This is a genomic window from Bacteroides sp. (assembly GCA_036351255.1).
GTDB lineage: Bacteria > Bacteroidota > Bacteroidia > Bacteroidales > UBA7960 > UBA7960.
This window is the reverse complement of record JAZBOS010000117.1, coordinates 1-16,630: the sequence shown is the minus strand read 5'-3', so window position 1 is coordinate 16,630 and position 16,630 is coordinate 1. Positions and strand designations below refer to the sequence as shown.

Below are 16,630 nucleotides of genomic sequence, written 5' to 3'. Positions count from 1 at the left end.
GCTGGGACGAGGCATCTCGAATGATGTCAACGGACAGTACCCCTTGGTGGACGGGGGCATTGGCCAGATCCCCCTGGACGAAAAGGGCTTGCCCAAACACCGGCATTTCAATACCGACGGTTTCTGGGGTGGGTTCTGGAACCTCAGCCAGGTATGGGCGCTGGCTTATCCCGAATACCTGAGCGATTACGTGCAGTCGAACATCGACTTTTACAGCCATAGGGGCTGGCTTCACGACGGCCAGGCTGCAGGGGTATATACCAATGGCGTGCAGACCAATTTCCAGGGCTTGCTCATTGCTTCAGCCTATAACAGCGGCATCCGTGATTTCGATTTTGAAAAGGGATATGAAGCTGCCCGCAAGAACGAACTTGAATACAGGGGGCGTGATCTTGGGAATGGAAAGTACGATCTTCACTATTTCGTGAACAATGGTTTTGTCCCCTACAAGGACACCGTGATTTCCAATGGCTGGAGTTTCAATTTTGGCGCTTCCCATACCCTCGAATATGCCTTCAGCTCTTATGCTGTGGCACAGATGGCGAAGGCTTTAGGCAAAACTGAGGACTACGATCTGCTGATGGAACAGGCGGCATTCTACCGTAACATATTTGATGCCGAAACTGGATTCATCCGACCAAGAACAGAGGACGGTGTTTTTATCGCCGACTTTGACCCCATGCGTGCCTGGGATGGCTTCCAGGAAGGCAATGCATATCAGTATACCTGGTATGTCCCCCACGATGTGGAAGGCCTTATCCAATTGATGGGCCGTGAGGAATTCAGCGAAAGGCTCAGCATGACCTTCGAAGAATCGCAGAAAAGCATGTTTGGCGGCAATCCCGGGGAGATTCACAGTTTCTCGGGCGTGGAAATGCTTTACAACCACGGCAACCAGCCCTGCCTCCACCAGCCCTGGCTTTTTAACTATTCAGGGCAGCCCTGGCTTACGCAACAATGGACCAGGGCTATCTGCAATGACTTTTATGGCACAGAGCCTCTGCATGGCTATGGCGTGGGGCAGGATGAAGATCAGGGACAGCTGGGTGCCTGGTTTGTAATGGCCGCCCTGGGATTATTCGATGTGCAGGGACACGCTGCAATGAATCCCACTTTTCAATTTGGCAGCCCCCTCTTTGAAAAGGTCACCATTCAACTGAACCAGGACTACTATTCCGGCGATGAACTTATCATTGAGACTGCCAATAATTCCCTTGAAAATATGTATGTTCAGTCAGCCAACTTTGAGAATGAATCCTTGGAAAACGCATGGATTGACCGTAGCCGGCTGACCCAGGGAGGTAAACTTGTTTTTGAGATGGGCCCTGCCCCCAATAAACAATGGGGTGTAAAAATGCCCCCACCTTCAATGAGTCTTCAGGCTGAGTAGAATGTTTTATTTATTTGCTCCTGGTTTCATAGTTTTTCTCCAGCTGTTGGCAAGTTTTCCATGAGTTGTTTTGTCAGGGCTGGATATTTAGATTAATTTGCATAGGATATTTTCCGTTTCCGGTATAAATCTAATCTGTTAACCTGTGGAAGAGGATCTGGAAAGCTTGCGTACTGAGATTTTGCAATGCAGAAAATGCCCCTTGTCGGCCACCCGTCATCACGTGATCTTCGGGGAGGGGCATCCCCACGCGGGGGTGTTTATCATCGGGGAAGCCCCGGGTAGGGAAGAAGACCTCAACGGCAGGCCTTTCATCGGGAAATCAGGTCAATTGCTCGATAAGATCCTTTATGCCTGCGGCTTCTCCCGCAAGGAACACGTCTTCATAAGCAATATTGTCCGCTGCAGACCTCCTGACAACCGTGCCCCAACCACCGAAGAATCCGCCATTTGCCTGCCCTGGTTGCTGAAACAAATTGAGTTGGTGAACCCGAAAATCCTGGTGTTCCTGGGAGCCACTGCATTTAAGTATATGGCAGGACCCGGGCACCGCATCACCCGTGAACGTGGACAGTGGATGTATTGGCAGGACCGCTGGGCAATGCCGGTATATCACCCGGCAGCGCTCCTGAGGGATCCCGGCCTGAAGCGTGACACCTGGGAAGACTATAAAAAGATTGTGGCCAAATACCGTGAGCTAGTCGATCCCGGGCACTTGGCACCTCATTGCTGAGCAGATCTTTTTTCAGGCATTTTGGATAATCGGAAGGGTGGCAGTTGCCAAAATTTTCCCCATTTTTGTGCTTGACTTTATGCTCATTTCTTTTCCAATAAATAATCTTTTATGAAAAAGCTTTTTCTGCTCTCCCTTATGCTGGCCCTGTTTATGGGCTGTTCACGCAAGCCATCCGGTCCTGTCCATCTCGTGGTGGATGGCGAAACGGCTTATACGATATCAATTCCTGAGGAGCCTTCTGCAGGAGAACTCCACGCGGCAGAATTCCTGCGCGATCACATCCTGAAAATCACTGGCTGTGAAATTCCGATGGTGTGTACCAATGAGCAAGGGGAAGAAAATTCAGTGATCATCACCCAAAGCGGGGAGATGGTCAATGGGGATGCTTTCTCCATTCAAACCCAGGGCTCCAACCTGATTATCCGGGGCGGGAATGCAAGGGGCTGCGTATACGGAGTGGGGGAGGTTCTGGAAAAATTCCTGGGGGTCCGCTACTACAGTCCGCAATATGTTGTAATCCCTGAAACTGAAAATGTCATCCTCCCGGAGATCGACATTCAGGATGCCTCGTCAAACACTTATCGCAATGTGAACGGGCAGTTTACCGCTGACCCCGATTACCGCGACTTCAATCGTCTGCATACCATCGACGATATGTTCGCCCGGGGCTATTACGTGCATACCTTCCATCGCCTGGTTCCCTGGCAGGAATACTTTGCCAGGAACCCCGAATATTTTGCCTTTATGAATGGCAAACGCATCATTGACCAGCTCTGCCTTTCAAATCCCGAAGTCTTTGACCTCGTGGTTGAGAAACTGAGGAAAGAAATGGCTCTTCAGCCCGAAAAACAGGTGTGGTCGGTTAGCCAGGACGACAATTTCTCGTATTGCCAGTGTGAGGATTGCAGCAAGGTCATCGCTGAAGAGGGCAGTCCCGCAGGCCCCATCATCCACTTTGTGAACCGGGTGGCCGATGCCTTTCCCGACAAGGTCATTTCAACCCTGGCCTACCAGTACAGCCGTCAGGCTCCTGTGAAGACCCGTCCGCGCGACAATGTGCAGGTGATGCTCTGCACCATTGAACTGAACCGCAGCCAGCCCATCGCCACCGATCCCAGCAGTGTTTCTTTCCTGAAAGATCTGGAAGACTGGGGCAAGATTACCAACCACATTTATCTCTGGGATTATACGGTCGATTTTGCCCACCAAAGCAGCCCTTTCCCAAACCTGCATATCCTCCAGCCCAACATCCAGCTTTTTGTGAACAACAATGTCAGCGAGCATTTCCAGCAAACCAATACTGGGGTGGGTCACGAATTCTCTGAACTGAAAGCCTACCTGATCTCCAAACTGCTGTGGAATCCCGATGCCGACGTGGAAGCCATCATCGAAGAATTTACCGATGGCTTTTACGGGCCTGCTGGAAAGTGGATCAGGAAATACATTTATGCCTTGGAAAGGGAGATCAAAAAAACGGGCGAGTGGCTCGACATCTACGGACCACCAACCAATTATCAGCATACTTTCTTGTCGGCAGCGCTTATTGAGGAATACAACGGCTATTTCGACCGTGCTGAAAAGGCGGTGGCCAAAGATCCTGAATACCAGCTGCATGTCCGCACCGCCGGACTGCCCCTGCAGTATGCAATAATGGAAATCGGCAAGAACGATATGTTTGGTGAGCGGGGCTGGTACCGCGAAGTGGAGGGCGATTTTGTTCCGCGTCCTGAAATGGTGGCGATGCTGGAGACATTTAACCAGACCAGCCAGCAAGCGCAGGTCTCCAATATCAACGAATCGGGCCTGACGCCCCATGCCTATTATGAATCCACCAAGCGCTTTATTGACGTGCAGGTGGAAGGGAATCTCGCCTTCCGGAAACCCGTCACGGCCGATCCGCTGCCTGCCGAAAAGTACAGCGGGGGCGACCTCTCCTTCCTGACTAATGGCGTCAGGGGCGCCAACGACTATAAGGTTCACTGGCTGGGATGGGAAGGCATAGATTTCTCGCTGATGCTTGATTTAGAAGAAGTTGTAAATGCCTCCCAAATTGAGATCAGCACGCTCTGGGACCCCAAGAGCTGGATCTTACACCCCGTCTCGGTTATTTGCCAGGTATCCGCCGACGGTACAGATTTTTCAATGATCAATGCCATCGAAGTGACTGGCGATCAACATAATGAACCGGTGAACCGCCTGTTTGTCTTTGATGCGCCCGAAGAAAAATTCCGTTATGTGAAGTTTGAAGTAAAAGGCCCGCTGAAATTATTCAACTGGCATCCTTCGGCAGGAGGCGGGGCCTGGGTGTTTGTGGATGAAGTGGTGGTGAAATGAAATTCAAATTAAAAGCCTGATAATGCGGATCTTGCTGCTGATCTTCCTGTTCTTTTTTATGTCCCTTTCGGGAATGGGGCAGCCTTACCGCAATCCCGACCTGCCTGTGGAAGAGCGGGTGCAGGACTTGCTTTCGCGAATGACGCCGGAGGAAAAGTTCTGGCAGTTGTTCATGATCCCGGGCGATTTGGGCGATGATCCGCAAAAATACCAGGCTGGAATCTTTGGCTTCCAGGTCCATACCGCCGGCCATCCCAATGATGTAGCCCAGCAGGGACTTGCCTATGCCCCGGGAAGCAACGCCAGGGAAATGGCAGAAAAGATCAATGCCATCCAGCGTTATTTCCTGGAAGAAAGCCGCCTGGGTATTCCCACCATCCCGTTTGACGAGGCCCTGCACGGGCTGGTCCGCGAAGGCGCCACGGCCTTTCCACAGGCCATCGGGCTGGCAGCCTCGTGGAACACCATTCTGATGTATGAAGTGGCAAGCGCCATTGCCCGTGAGACCCGCTCCAGGGGCATTCGCCAGGTGCTCTCGCCGGTAGTGAACATTGCCGGCGATGTGCGCTGGGGAAGAACAGAAGAGACCTATGGGGAAGATCCTTTCCTCGTGACCGAAATGGGTCTGGCTTTTGTCTGGGCCTTTGAAGATTTGGGCATCATAACGACTCCCAAACATTTTGTGGCCAATGTAGGCGATGGCGGACGCGACAGCTATCCCATCCATTTCAATGAACGCTTCCTGCGTGAGATCCATTTTCCGCCTTTTCAGGCAAGCATCAGGGAGGGCGGAGCAAGGTCCATTATGACTGCCTACAGCTCGGTAGACGGCACGCCCGCCACGTCCAATGACTGGCTGCTCAATAAGGTGCTGCGCGACGAATGGGGCTTCAGGGGTTTTGTTATCTCTGATGCCGGGGCCACGGGCGGCGCCAACGTTTTGCATATGACCGCCGCCGATTATCCGGATGCCACCGCCAATTCAATTCCCGCCGGACTGGATGTCATATTCCAGACCAGCTACGACCATCACGAACTATTTATGCCCCCTTTCCTCGATGGAAGCATTCCGCAGGAAGTGATTGACGAAGCTGTGGCCCGGGTCCTGCGAATGAAATTTGAACTGGGCTTGTTTGAAAACCCTTATGTTGACCCGGATCAGGCCGCCTTTATGAATGGGAACCCTCATCACCGTAGCCTTGCCTTGGAAGCTGCCCTGCAATCGATTGTCCTGCTGAAGAACGATCAGGACCTGCTTCCGCTATCAAAAAATATCCGGAACCTTGCCGTCATAGGCCCTGATGCGGCCGAAGCACGCCTGGGTGGTTACAGCGGTCCTGGAAATAATCCCGTCAGCCTCCTGGATGGGATAAAATCCCTGGTGGGTAACGAAATCAATATCCATTATGTGCCCGGCTGTGAACGGAATCCCCTGGAATTTGTTCCGGTTCCCACAGAGGCCTTGTCCTGCGAACTGAATGGGCAAAAGCAAAACGGCCTGCTGGGCGAATATTTTTCCAATGTTAGCTGGGATGGGCAGCCGGCTTTTACGCGGGTTGACAGGCAGGTGGACTTTCAATGGACGCTTTTTGGCCCTGATCCTGAAAAGCTCAATTATGATTTCTTCTCGGTCAGGTGGACCGGCAAGATTCGGGCGCCCGAAACCGGAACCTGCCGCATCGGCATTGATGGCAACGACGGCTCTAAGCTATATTTGGACGGAAAGCTTTTATTGGACAATACCATCCAAAGGGGCCGAAGGTTCAACATGGTTGAGGTTCATTTTGAGGAAGGCCGAGAGTATAATCTGCAAATAGAATATTCCGAACCCAGGGGCAATGCCTGGTTCCGGCTGGTCTGGGATGTGGGTGTAGAAAATGAGGACAGCAGCCTGGAAGAGGCTGTTGCCCTTGCTGCAAGCAGCGATGTGGCCATCGTGGTGGTGGGCATTGAGGAAGGGGAGTTTCGCGACAGGGCCTTGCTGGGCTTGTCGGGCAGGCAGGAAGAACTGATAAGGAGGGTGGCAGCCACAGGAACGACTGTGGTGGTCATCCTCATAGCCGGTAGCCCTGTGACCATGAATTCCTGGATGGATCAGGCTGATGCCATTCTGGCGGCCTGGTATCCAGGGGAACAAGGGGGGCTGGCCCTGGCCGAAGCCCTTTTTGGCGATTACAATCCCGCAGGGCGGCTGCCCGTGACTTGGCCCGTGCACGAGGGACAACTCCCATTGGTTTACAACCATAAGCCCACCGGACGCGGCGACGATTACATGAACCTTACAGGACAACCCCTTTTCCCCTTTGGCTATGGTTTAAGTTATACCACATTTGATTATTCCGATGCCCGCCTGGAAAACCCTGTTATTCCTATAGGCGATACGGCTTGGGCTTCTGTTAGCATAAGCAATACTGGCGAAAGGGCAGGGGATGAGGTGGTCCAGCTATACCTGCGCGATGAGCTGGCCAGCGTGGCAAGGCCTGTGATGGAACTGAAAGGCTTTCAGCGGGTGCACCTCAAGCCGGGGGAATCCACAAAGGTTCGCTTTGCCATCACCCCCGACATGCTGTCCATGCTGGATAAGGATTTAAGTAAGGTGATTGAACCCGGCGATTTCCGCATCATGATCGGCGCCTCCTCCAGGGATATCCGTCAAAGGCTCATCCTGAAGGTCCTGCCCGACTAAACTTCCCCGAAAGGGTTTAATCCTCTATCAAAAGCAAAAAGACCTTTTTCAGCAGGGAATACGTTTGATCGTAAATGCCTGGACAACGGCTCCCTGCGGGGCCTGCCACATTGAGGGTCCCGGGTCGGGTGGCCCTGATCCATTTAGAAATGGTCTCCCGGTTGGAAGGATCGTAAGGGTCTGCCACCAGCAAAGGCTTTCTGAAATGGGCTGCGCATTCACGGGTCCAGCGTGTGCCCGGGTCGGCTGCCGTGTCCCGGGGAAGCAGGATTAGGACTGCATCGGCATCCCTGACATTCCGTTCCGTCCTGAGCGAACGGGGGATATCAGGCGCCCGCTCACTGTGTTCTTGTTCTGTTTCCCGTAAGGGGAATGCTACTGGAATCGCTCCGCTTTCACAAAGCCTGCCCGGCGGACACCAGCCACCGGTTTGAAGGCCGGTCTCCAAGGCCGCCTTCAGGGCTGCCTGGTCAACGCCAGTTTGCCCCCCGCTTATGATCCTCAAGGGATATCGCATCTCTACCGTTGAAAAAATTATGCGCGGATAAGATTAACCGCCGCTGCAATACCCCAGCAGGATGAAAAGCAGGATGAAGATCAGGACGGTGCTGAAACAACCCCCGCCCAGCTTATGCGCCCCAAAGGCTGCTATGATGGTCCTCCAGAAATTGTTCATAAGGCTGAATGAATGAGTTAATTCAAAGTTAAGGTTTAATTCCGGTTATGCTCCACCCATATCAGTTCAGCCGTCTCATATCCCAAATCGGCGGCAATTTTCAGGTACTGGGCTTTGATGTCTTCAGGAATGGTGGTCCTGCGCGAAAGGATCCACAGGTAATCAAGGTTCCTGCCGGCCACCAGGGCATACTGGTATTCCGCATCCAGGGCGATCACATTATACCCTGTGTAAAAAGGCCCGAAAAAGCTGACTTTCAGGGCAGCCACGTTCTCATCACCCCTGAATTTTGCTTTCCCGATGGCTTGCTGCCATTCGTCTTTTACATAATTATAGCCCTGGTTATCCACCTTTATGCTTCCGTCGGAGTTCTCCGAATATTCGGCCGTGGTATTGTTCAGGTTCCGCTCAAAGCGAAAGTCCAGGCGGGCGACCTCATACCATTTGCCAAGGTATTGCTCCTTGTCGAAAGGACTTACAGGCACCGCCCCTTTTGGAATGCTGGCACACGATTGCAGGATCAGGATGCCCATTACCCAGGCCAGGTAAAGGACAAAATTTTTATGATGTTTTCTGTTCATTTGTAAAAATATTTTGAAGGATGAGTTTATTTGGTAAAACAACTTTTCTTTTTTGAAAACCGTCAGAGCGAAAGTAAGACTATTTTTTCATATTGGTTTTTTTTCAATAGGTTTTGCCGGGGTCAAACAATCAATTGAATGCCGGATGGATGTACTGTTTCCCAAAACATAAGGATAGATCTTGGATGGTATGGGGATATTCCCGGCTTATGGGAATCTTCGAACAGGCTTAGGATTAATACGGAGTTCAGACGTAGTTTATACGGTTTAAACCGTATAAACTACGACCATGGTATGACCCAGGTACGACCCTGGTAGGTTCAGGATTTCCTTGTTTGTATTTTATAATGTTGATAAACACAATGTAAAAAAAGAACAGCTGCCCGGTTTGCGGACAGCTGTTTGAAAGGGGTCACCCCAGGATAATTATCCTTGGGTGAAATGAGGTTTTCTTATCCGTTTATGACTGTTCTTTCATTACGGCAACGGCTTTTTCCACGGCTTCAAAGATGGGCTGGTTGCTGATTTGCTGTCCCACGGCGCGTTCCATCCAGTGGCGGGGAGTGAGCCTTCCAAGGGCAAAGATGCGCTGGGTTTCAGCGGCAAAGTCTTTTCCCTGGTAGTAATCCTCGAGCTGGAACATGATGAGGCGTCCGTAGGGGTAGTTCATCAGATAAAGGGGCGACTGGATCATGTGGGAGTAAATGGCCAGCAGCGGAATGTCGCTTTCGCCAAACACGTCGGCATAATACTCATTCCAGATATCCCTTGCAATCTGGATGACAGCTTCTTTCAGTTCAGCTGCAGTGGCTTCCGGATGGTCGTAGAGCCATTTCCAGACGGTCATGTCGACCAGCGAAACGCCCATCATTTCGTAGTTGTCCCAGAAGACGTCGAGCACGTCGAGGGTTTCCTTCATGGGGTCGTCCTGTTCTATCCCAAGGAACTGCAGGTCGCGGGCCTGGAACATAAAAGCCAGGGCCTCGGTGAAGGCGGTGTTGGGCACCCCGTTGATCATATAGTTGTCGACCATTTGCAGGCTGATGGTTTGCTCTACGTTGTGGCCGAATTCGTGAACGGCAATGTTATAGCCTTTATAGTCCATCCCATTGGGTCCGATGCGGGTGCGCAGGTGTGAGGGCATTTCGCGCATGGAGGCGCCCCAGGCGTGACCCGAACCGCGGGCGGGGTCAACGTCGACCTTGGAGGCGATGAACTCAGCCGTTTCTTTCTGGAAGCCAGCTTCCCTGAGAATCCGGGGCAAGTCATTGTCGAAGTCCTTCGGGGTGGGGTAAAGTTTTTGTGTAATGCCCGTCAGCTCATCTTCCGGGATGCTGCTTCGGGCGGTGAAGCCATCGTACCAGAGATCGAACGGACGAAGGGGACGACCCAGGCGCTCGCTGATGATCTGGGCCACTTCGCGCAGCAGCGGCGAGGAGGCGTATTCCCTGAAAAGGGCATCCACTTCTTCGAGGGGAATCTCCATATCGGCATCGAAGCGGCGCTTGATGTAAGTATCCAGGTTTGGGTAGTAGGGATCAACATTGCGCAAGGCCTGGAAGTTGGCCAGCAGGTGCTCGTAGCGCACCAGGTTTTCCGGCTCGCCTTCAACGGCTTGCCCATCCTGGAAGAGCTCGTTGGTAAAGGGATTCCACTGGTATTCGGGATTGTTGATGACCTGTTTGGGGATGTCCTGGCTGATGATGCGGAGCATCACGTTGTAGAGCATCTCCTGTTTCTCGAGCCCCTCTTCAAGGGCGTAGTTAGATTTTATCTCGTCGCGGATGTTCCAGTGCGCCAGCAGTTTCATGTCTTCGGGGAAACGGGTTTCTCCCGCTTCGTTGAGCAATTGCCCGGCGAAGATGTTGTATTCGGAGATGTAGAGGCGGCCGGCGCTGTAAATCTCGTTCATTTCCTGAAGCAGGCTTGGGGGGACACGTGCGGTAAACATTTCACCCATACGGGCAAAACCCCATTGGCGGGCATCCCAGTCGGCGCCAAGCTCGTTTTTCTCCTCCAGGGAGTAATAGGGAAAATTCAGGGCTACCATAAAGGCCACCTGGTTGTTGTAAAGATCTTCCTGGAGGTGTGCTGTTGGGCTGTACGCGCCAAAGATCTGGTCGAGCTTGTGAATGGGACCGCGATCTTCGTGGATCTGGCGGTTTAGTTCGATGGTCAAACGGTTAAAGTAACCGTAAATGTTCTCGAAGTAATTGGCCAGGCGGTCGAACATCAGGTCGAGTTCAGCCGGGTCGGAGATGAAGTTCTCCATGACAAAGGCTTCGAAGTCTTCCACGCTGCCATCGCTGGCACGCCAAAGGGAAGCGGCCTGGCTGAGGCCGCGCTCGATGCGAAAACGGGAGGCTTCGCCGTGGGAATCGATCAACGCATCTGTCAGGGCGCTGATGGTTTGTTCACTGACGGGACTGGTGTCGTCGCTTTGCTTTTCGGCAACGCGGTTGCAGGCCAGCATTAACAATGCAGGCAGGAGTATGACAAGGATTTTTTTCATAATAATGATTTTGGTTGGGTATTGTTAAGGGCAAACCTAAGAAAAATATTTTATACTTTCTTTTTTTTCAGGAAATTGAGGTTGCCAGGATAGTCCCGGAGGCTTAGCTGAGGCCGGGGGAGATTTATGAATACGATTCAGGGTGCTGAGATCCGGAATAAAAGCAAATCCCCGGGGCGTTTTGAAGGTATGCTTCATGAACCATTATTTGAAGGCTTCCCTGACCTTGTCAAGAAGTTCGTCAAATATCAAGGGGTTGGTGGCAATGATTTCCCTGCCAAACACAGGATTGTCGCCACCGCAGAAGTCGGTCACCAGTCCTCCGGCTTCCCTTACGATGAGGGCACCCGCGGCCACGTCCCAGGGGCTGAGGCTGTATTCGAAGAAGCCGTCGAAACGGCCGCAGGCAACATAGGCCAAATCAACGGCTGCGCTGCCCATGCGGCGCACCCCGTGTGAGTTGCGCAGGCACCAGGTGAAAAGCTTCATATATTGGTCGAGGCGGCTGTAGTCGTAATAGGGGAACCCAGTGGCCAGCAGGCTGTCGTTGACTGTGGGGGCTTCAGAGACGCGGATGGGTTCATCGTTGAGGAAGGCGCCCTTGCCCTTGACCGCCCAAAAACATTCATCCTGATTGATTTCATAAACCACCCCCAGGAGGATCTCCTTGTCCTTCATCAGGGCGATGGAGATACTGAAAACCGGAACCCCGTGGATGAAGTTGGTGGTGCCGTCGAGGGGGTCAACGACCCACTGCAGGCTTTCGCCCTGTTTGTCAATGGTATTCTCTTCCACGATGAAACCAGCTTCAGGTAATAGTTTTTGTAGCCCTTCAACCAGTTGCTTCTCGGCAGTTTTATCCACGTAAGTGACGAAGTTGTGGATGCCTTTGCTTTCTATCTGGTGGTGTTGCAGCCGGTCCACTTCCTTTCTTATAAATTCGCCGGTTCCCTTCGCAAGGTCATAAACCTGGCGGCAAAGCCTTTCAGGATCAAGATTCTGTTGGTTTGGTTTCATATTAAATAAACTCCATCCTCATCCATATGGTTCAGTACGACCTCCTGAATTTCATTGATAAGCCCGGGATCGTAAGGTGTTTTAACCTTGATGTAGTTATCAGTGAAACCGTGCATATAGCCCTGGGTGTTGTCTTTTTCCCAGAGTACCCGGGCCTTATAGCCTTGGTTTTCCAGATAAAAGGCCTGCTTCTTCTGATTCGAGAGCTGCTGCATCCTTTGGGAGCGCTGATGGCGGATGGCTGGTGGTACACTTTCCTCGATTTTCAGGGCGCGGGTATTCTCGCGTTCGCTGTAGGTGAAGACGTGGATATAGGATACTTCGGTGCTTTTCACAAAGCGCAGGGATTCCTCAAACAAGGCATCGGTTTCAGCGGGGAAGCCCACGATGAGGTCAGCTGCAATACAGGCATGAGGCATCAGGGAACGGATCTTTTCGACCCTTGAGGCAAATAAGGCCGTGTCGTAGTGCCTGCCCATGGCCTTGAGCACGGCATCGCTGCCCGACTGCAGGGGGATGTGGAAGTGCGGCATCAGTTTTGGTTCTGCAGCCACCAGTTCAATGATCTCATCGTGAAGCAGGTCGGGCTCAACAGAGGAGATCCTGATGCGGTCAATGCCATCCACTTTCACAAGCTCCTTCAGGAAGTCATAAAAAGTTTCGTTGTTCAGTTTGCCAAAATCGCCGATGTTAACGCCCGAAAGCACGACCTCTTTCATGTTTGTGCCGGCAATAGCCCTTGCCGTTTCGAGGGTGGCGGCTATGGTGTTGCTGCGGCTGTGTCCCCTGGCCAGTGGAATGGTGCAATAGCTGCAGAAGTAATCGCAGCCGTCCTGAATCTTAAAAAAGGAACGGGTGCGGTCGTCGGACGACCAGGAAGGGACAAAAGCTTCGGGCTCATGCACCTGCACCTCAACGGGGGCTTCTGGTTGCCGGCTTTTTTCCATTCCCTTGATGTGTTCGAAGAGGTTGAATTTGTCGGCATTGCCCAGCACCACGTCCACGCCTTCAAGGGATCTTAGTTCCTCGGGATTGATTTGCGAGTAGCACCCTATGACCGCAACGTGGGCGTTAGGGTTGTTCTTCATAGCTTTCCTGATCAAGGCCTTGCAGGTTTTCTCTGCGTGCCTTGTTACCGTACAGGAGTTGATCACATATATGTCGGCTTGTTCCGAAAAGGACACCTGCTCATATTCCTCTCCACCAAACTGCCTGCTGATGGACGAGGTTTCCGAGAAATTGAGCTTACAGCCCAGGGTATGGAAAGCGATTTTTTTCTTTTCTGACATAAGCATGCAAAGGTAATCATTCCTGATCTTTTCCCAGCAGGAAGGTCAACGGTCTGTGGAGACGGTCGCGCCAGAAGGCTTCATTATGGTCATGGCCTTCAAAGGTCAGGGTGATCCAGTTCTGGCCGCTGGTATATCCGCTGGCTTCCACAATGGAATCGACCCTTGCCTGGAAGGGATGGTAAAGGGAATCGAGATTGATGGTGCCGTGATCGAAATAAAGTTTATGGGTGTCAGGATCGGGAAGGTTCCCAGGCAAGTATTCCAGAAAAATCCCATCCAGGGCAGGCCAGTGGGTGGAGATGCACCCGGCCCCTCCAAAAACATCTGGATATTTCATTAAGGCATAAAGCGAGATCAGCCCACCCATGCTTGAACCCATGATGAAGGTGGATGAGGCCTCCTTTTTGGTGCTGTATTCCTTGTCGATGAATGGCTTTAGCTCTTCAACAATGAATTTCAGGTATTGGTCGGAAAGCAGTTCTTCCTCTGATTGTGCGGCTTTGCGCAAAGCAAAGATCTGATCGCTGGGCTCGTTGGGCATATATTCCTGGAAACGTTTGGGGGAGTTCCAGATTCCCACCACGATGGCGGGCCTAATCAGATCCTTATCCAGAAGGCTTTGCATGACTGAATCCGCCTCCCAGGCAATACCTCCATAAGCAGTGGTTGCATTGAAAACGTTTTGCCCGTCGTGCATATATAAAACGTCATATTCTTTATTGGGGTCATAATCCGGGGGGAGCCAGACTTCCACGTTTCGTGACTCAATCCATTGGCTGGGAAAATCATTGTGATATAAAATAACTGGTTCTGTCGGTTTTTGCTTTGAACTGCAGCCAAGGACAAGGGAGGCGATGATGCTCAATGCAGGCCAAAGAACAAGGGCAGGTAATTTTGTTTTCATTATTTTATAGATGTTTTTCATGAAAAGGAGTGTTAAAGTTATTTTATTTTTTTGAAAATATTTTTTCTCCTATTATTTGAAAATGAATTAAATGGCTCTTCCCTTTTTTACCGTAATTTGTTTGAAAAAAAAATTTAATTTTGAAATTCCGTTTTCAAGAAAAAGATGTTTGCGCTAATCATACGATCAGGCAATGAAACTACTTCAACAAAAGCTCTCACAATATAATCTTCCTCAACAGGCCAAAGCTCTTGGCATCTACCCGTATTTCAGGGCCATTGAATCAGATCAGGATACCGAAGTCATTGTAAATGGCAAGAAGGTGCTGATGTTCGGTTCCAATAGTTATCTTGGGCTGACGAATCACCCTGAGGTTAAGGAGGCATCGAGAAAAGCCATCGAGATATATGGGACAGGTTGTGCCGGGTCAAGGTTTTTGAACGGGACGCTGGATATCCACCTGGAGCTGGAAGAGAAGCTTGCCCGTTTTGTTGGGAAAGAAGAGGCGCTGGTTTACAGCACGGGCTTTCAGGTCAACCTGGGGGTGGTGCCTACACTGACCGGCCGCAATGATACCATTCTGCTGGATGATGCTGACCACGCCTCCATCATTGAAGGAAGCCGGTTGGCGTTTTCAAAAGTTCTGAAGTTTTCCCACAACAATATGGAGTCGCTTGAAAACAAACTGAAGCTTTGTGATCCGGGAACCCTGAAACTTATCGTTGTGGATGGCATCTTTTCGATGGAAGGGGATATCACAAAATTGCCTGATATTGTAAGGCTGGCCAACCAATATAACGCCTCCATTATGGTTGATGACGCTCACGCGCTTGGGGTGATCGGTGAACACGGCTCGGGCACTGCATCACATTATAAGCTGACGGATGATGTAGACCTGATCATGGGCACTTTTTCAAAGTCGCTTGCATCAATAGGCGGGTTCATTGCTTCGGATGCTGCTACCATAAATTTCCTGAAACATCACTCGCGTCCCCTTATCTTCAGTGCAAGCATTACCCCCGCTTCTGCCGCCAGTGTGATCGCTGCCCTTGACATCATCAAGCGTGAGCCCGAACGTATTGAAAAGCTATGGGAACTCACCCGTAAGGCTTTGGAAAGTTTTAAAAGGCTTGGCTTTGATACGGGCAGGTCGGAGACTCCCATTATTCCACTGTATGTGCGCGATGATTACAAGACCATGCAGATGACCCAGATCTTGCTGGAGAAGGGCATTTTTGCCAACCCCGTGCTTTCGCCTGCCGTCAAAAAGGAAGATACCCTGATCCGGTTTTCTTTGATGGCCACCCATACCCATGAACAGCTGGATTATGCCATTGATACCATTGCCAAGGTGGGTAGAGCGTTTGGGGTCATTGAATAAAGGAATAAATCTGCAAATCGTCCCCCATGAGAAAAGTGATCTTAATCACCGGGGTTTCTTCCGGTTTTGGAAAAGCCATAGCCCTTGAGCTAACGAGGCAGGGGCATGTGGTATATGGCACCAGCCGGCGCGATGGAATAAAAACCGAAGAAGAAAGGTTGCTAAAAGCAGATGTGACTCGTGCTTCGGATGTGGAGCAAACAGTAGAGGAAATTGTGGCACAGGAGGGCCGGATTGATGTGCTGATCAATAACGCGGGTTTTGGACTTGCTGGGGCAATAGAAGACTACAATGAAGAAGAAGCCCACCTTGAAATTGAAACCAATCTCCTGGGAGCCTACCGTTGCAGTAAAAGCGTTTTACCCCATATGCGCAGGCAGGGCGCAGGAACCATTATTACCATCAGTTCAATAGCCGGACTTTTCGGGATTCCTTTCCAGGGATTTTATTCGGCCAGTAAATCAGGGCTGGAAGGATTGATGCAAGCCCTGCGATATGAGGTTTCTCCTTACGGAGTAAATGTGGTTGTTGTCAATCCCGGGGATTTTAATACAGGATTTACTGTTAACAGGAAAATGGTAGCGAATACTCGCGAAAGTGACTATAAAGATCGTTTTCTGACTACCCTGGAGGTCATTGAAAAAGACGAAGGGGAAGGGTTGAGGCCTGAGATCCTGGCAAAGAAAGTGGCCTCCATTGTCAAAAAGCGAAATCCAAAGCCCCGCTATATTGTGGCTTCGTTGGATCAGAAGCTGGCCGTGGTTCTGAGTAAAATTCTGCCTTCCAGGTTATTTTTCCGCATCATCGGGAGCCACTACAAGGTCTGATAATGCAGGCCGGACCTTCATCAATGAATGGCATGGGTTTTGCTAGAATAAAAATGGCCAGAGACATTCCTGGAACTCATTTCTTTTTTCTATTTTTTGGGTGGCAATGCGAAGGCCTTAAGGCTTTCGGGAAGTTGGCTGAAGTAAAGGTTTGGAGCAGGAACAACGCTGGGTTGCCCAAGTTCCTCAAGTATTTTCCCGCCTTTTTCAGGATCCAGCAAAAAGGCAGAAAAAGATTCTGCGAGGGCAATGTTCTCCGCTTTGGCAGGGATGGTCATTCCATACACCATCGGC

Annotated in this window: 14 protein-coding genes; 6 read left to right on the top strand and 8 right to left on the bottom strand. The window is 51.1% G+C overall.

What is annotated here, in order from left to right; genetic code table 11:
* The 4 genes from V2I46_11925 to V2I46_11910 form a co-directional block, all read left to right on the top strand.
* Nucleotides 1-1,390: glycoside hydrolase family 92 protein (locus V2I46_11925; GenBank protein MEE4178206.1), on the top strand; the 1,390-nt coding region annotated here is incomplete at its 5' end.
* A 145-nt stretch (nucleotides 1,391-1,535) separates the two neighbouring features.
* The gene (locus tag V2I46_11920; protein ID MEE4178205.1) at nucleotides 1,536-2,123 is read left to right on the top strand and encodes a uracil-DNA glycosylase; all 588 of its coding nucleotides are present in this window, start codon (nucleotides 1,536-1,538) and stop codon (nucleotides 2,121-2,123) included.
* Nucleotides 2,124-2,234: 111 nt separating this feature from the next.
* Nucleotides 2,235-4,460, top strand: coding sequence for a DUF4838 domain-containing protein (locus tag V2I46_11915; GenBank protein ID MEE4178204.1), 2,226 nt, complete (start codon nucleotides 2,235-2,237; stop codon nucleotides 4,458-4,460).
* A gap of 22 nt (nucleotides 4,461-4,482) precedes the next feature.
* On the top strand, nucleotides 4,483-7,146 hold the full coding sequence (locus V2I46_11910; GenBank protein ID MEE4178203.1) for a glycoside hydrolase family 3 N-terminal domain-containing protein: 2,664 nt from the start codon (nucleotides 4,483-4,485) through the stop codon (nucleotides 7,144-7,146).
* A 16-nt stretch (nucleotides 7,147-7,162) separates the two neighbouring features.
* Here the strand turns inward: V2I46_11910 and V2I46_11905 are convergent, their stop codons facing one another.
* The 7 genes from V2I46_11905 to V2I46_11875 form a co-directional block, all read right to left on the bottom strand.
* Complete coding sequence (locus V2I46_11905) at nucleotides 7,163-7,663, bottom strand: putative molybdenum carrier protein (protein MEE4178202.1); 501 nt, start codon at nucleotides 7,661-7,663, stop codon at nucleotides 7,163-7,165.
* Between the two features lie 33 nt (nucleotides 7,664-7,696).
* Nucleotides 7,697-7,822, bottom strand: a complete 126-nt coding sequence (locus V2I46_11900) for a hypothetical protein (protein MEE4178201.1) — start codon at nucleotides 7,820-7,822, stop codon at nucleotides 7,697-7,699.
* A gap of 35 nt (nucleotides 7,823-7,857) precedes the next feature.
* Nucleotides 7,858-8,403, bottom strand: a complete 546-nt coding sequence (locus V2I46_11895; GenBank protein MEE4178200.1) for a lipocalin family protein — start codon at nucleotides 8,401-8,403, stop codon at nucleotides 7,858-7,860.
* 460 nt (nucleotides 8,404-8,863) lie between these two features.
* Entirely contained in the window at nucleotides 8,864-10,915 is a 2,052-nt protein-coding gene (locus V2I46_11890) for a hypothetical protein (protein MEE4178199.1), read from the bottom strand.
* 204 nt (nucleotides 10,916-11,119) lie between these two features.
* Entirely contained in the window at nucleotides 11,120-11,932 is an 813-nt protein-coding gene (locus V2I46_11885) for an inositol monophosphatase family protein (protein ID MEE4178198.1), read from the bottom strand.
* Nucleotides 11,929-13,221 (bottom strand): tRNA (N(6)-L-threonylcarbamoyladenosine(37)-C(2))-methylthiotransferase MtaB, encoded by a 1,293-nt coding sequence (gene mtaB / locus V2I46_11880; protein MEE4178197.1) that lies wholly within the window; start codon nucleotides 13,219-13,221, stop codon nucleotides 11,929-11,931. The genes V2I46_11885 and mtaB overlap by 4 nt, the downstream gene beginning before the upstream one ends.
* Nucleotides 13,222-13,237: 16 nt before the next feature.
* Nucleotides 13,238-14,128 (bottom strand): alpha/beta hydrolase-fold protein, encoded by an 891-nt coding sequence (locus V2I46_11875; protein ID MEE4178196.1) that lies wholly within the window; start codon nucleotides 14,126-14,128, stop codon nucleotides 13,238-13,240.
* Between the two features lie 193 nt (nucleotides 14,129-14,321).
* Here V2I46_11875 and V2I46_11870 point away from each other — a divergent pair, with 193 nt between their 5' ends.
* Together V2I46_11870 and V2I46_11865 are read left to right on the top strand one after the other, a co-directional pair.
* Nucleotides 14,322-15,509, top strand: coding sequence for a pyridoxal phosphate-dependent aminotransferase family protein (locus V2I46_11870; protein MEE4178195.1), 1,188 nt, complete (start codon nucleotides 14,322-14,324; stop codon nucleotides 15,507-15,509).
* 26 nt (nucleotides 15,510-15,535) lie between these two features.
* Nucleotides 15,536-16,336, top strand: coding sequence for an SDR family oxidoreductase (locus V2I46_11865; protein MEE4178194.1), 801 nt, complete (start codon nucleotides 15,536-15,538; stop codon nucleotides 16,334-16,336).
* A gap of 89 nt (nucleotides 16,337-16,425) precedes the next feature.
* On the opposite strand, the gene V2I46_11860 is transcribed toward V2I46_11865, so the two are convergent.
* Nucleotides 16,426-16,630 (bottom strand): hypothetical protein (locus V2I46_11860; GenBank protein ID MEE4178193.1); only part of this gene is annotated, 205 nt, incomplete at its 5' end.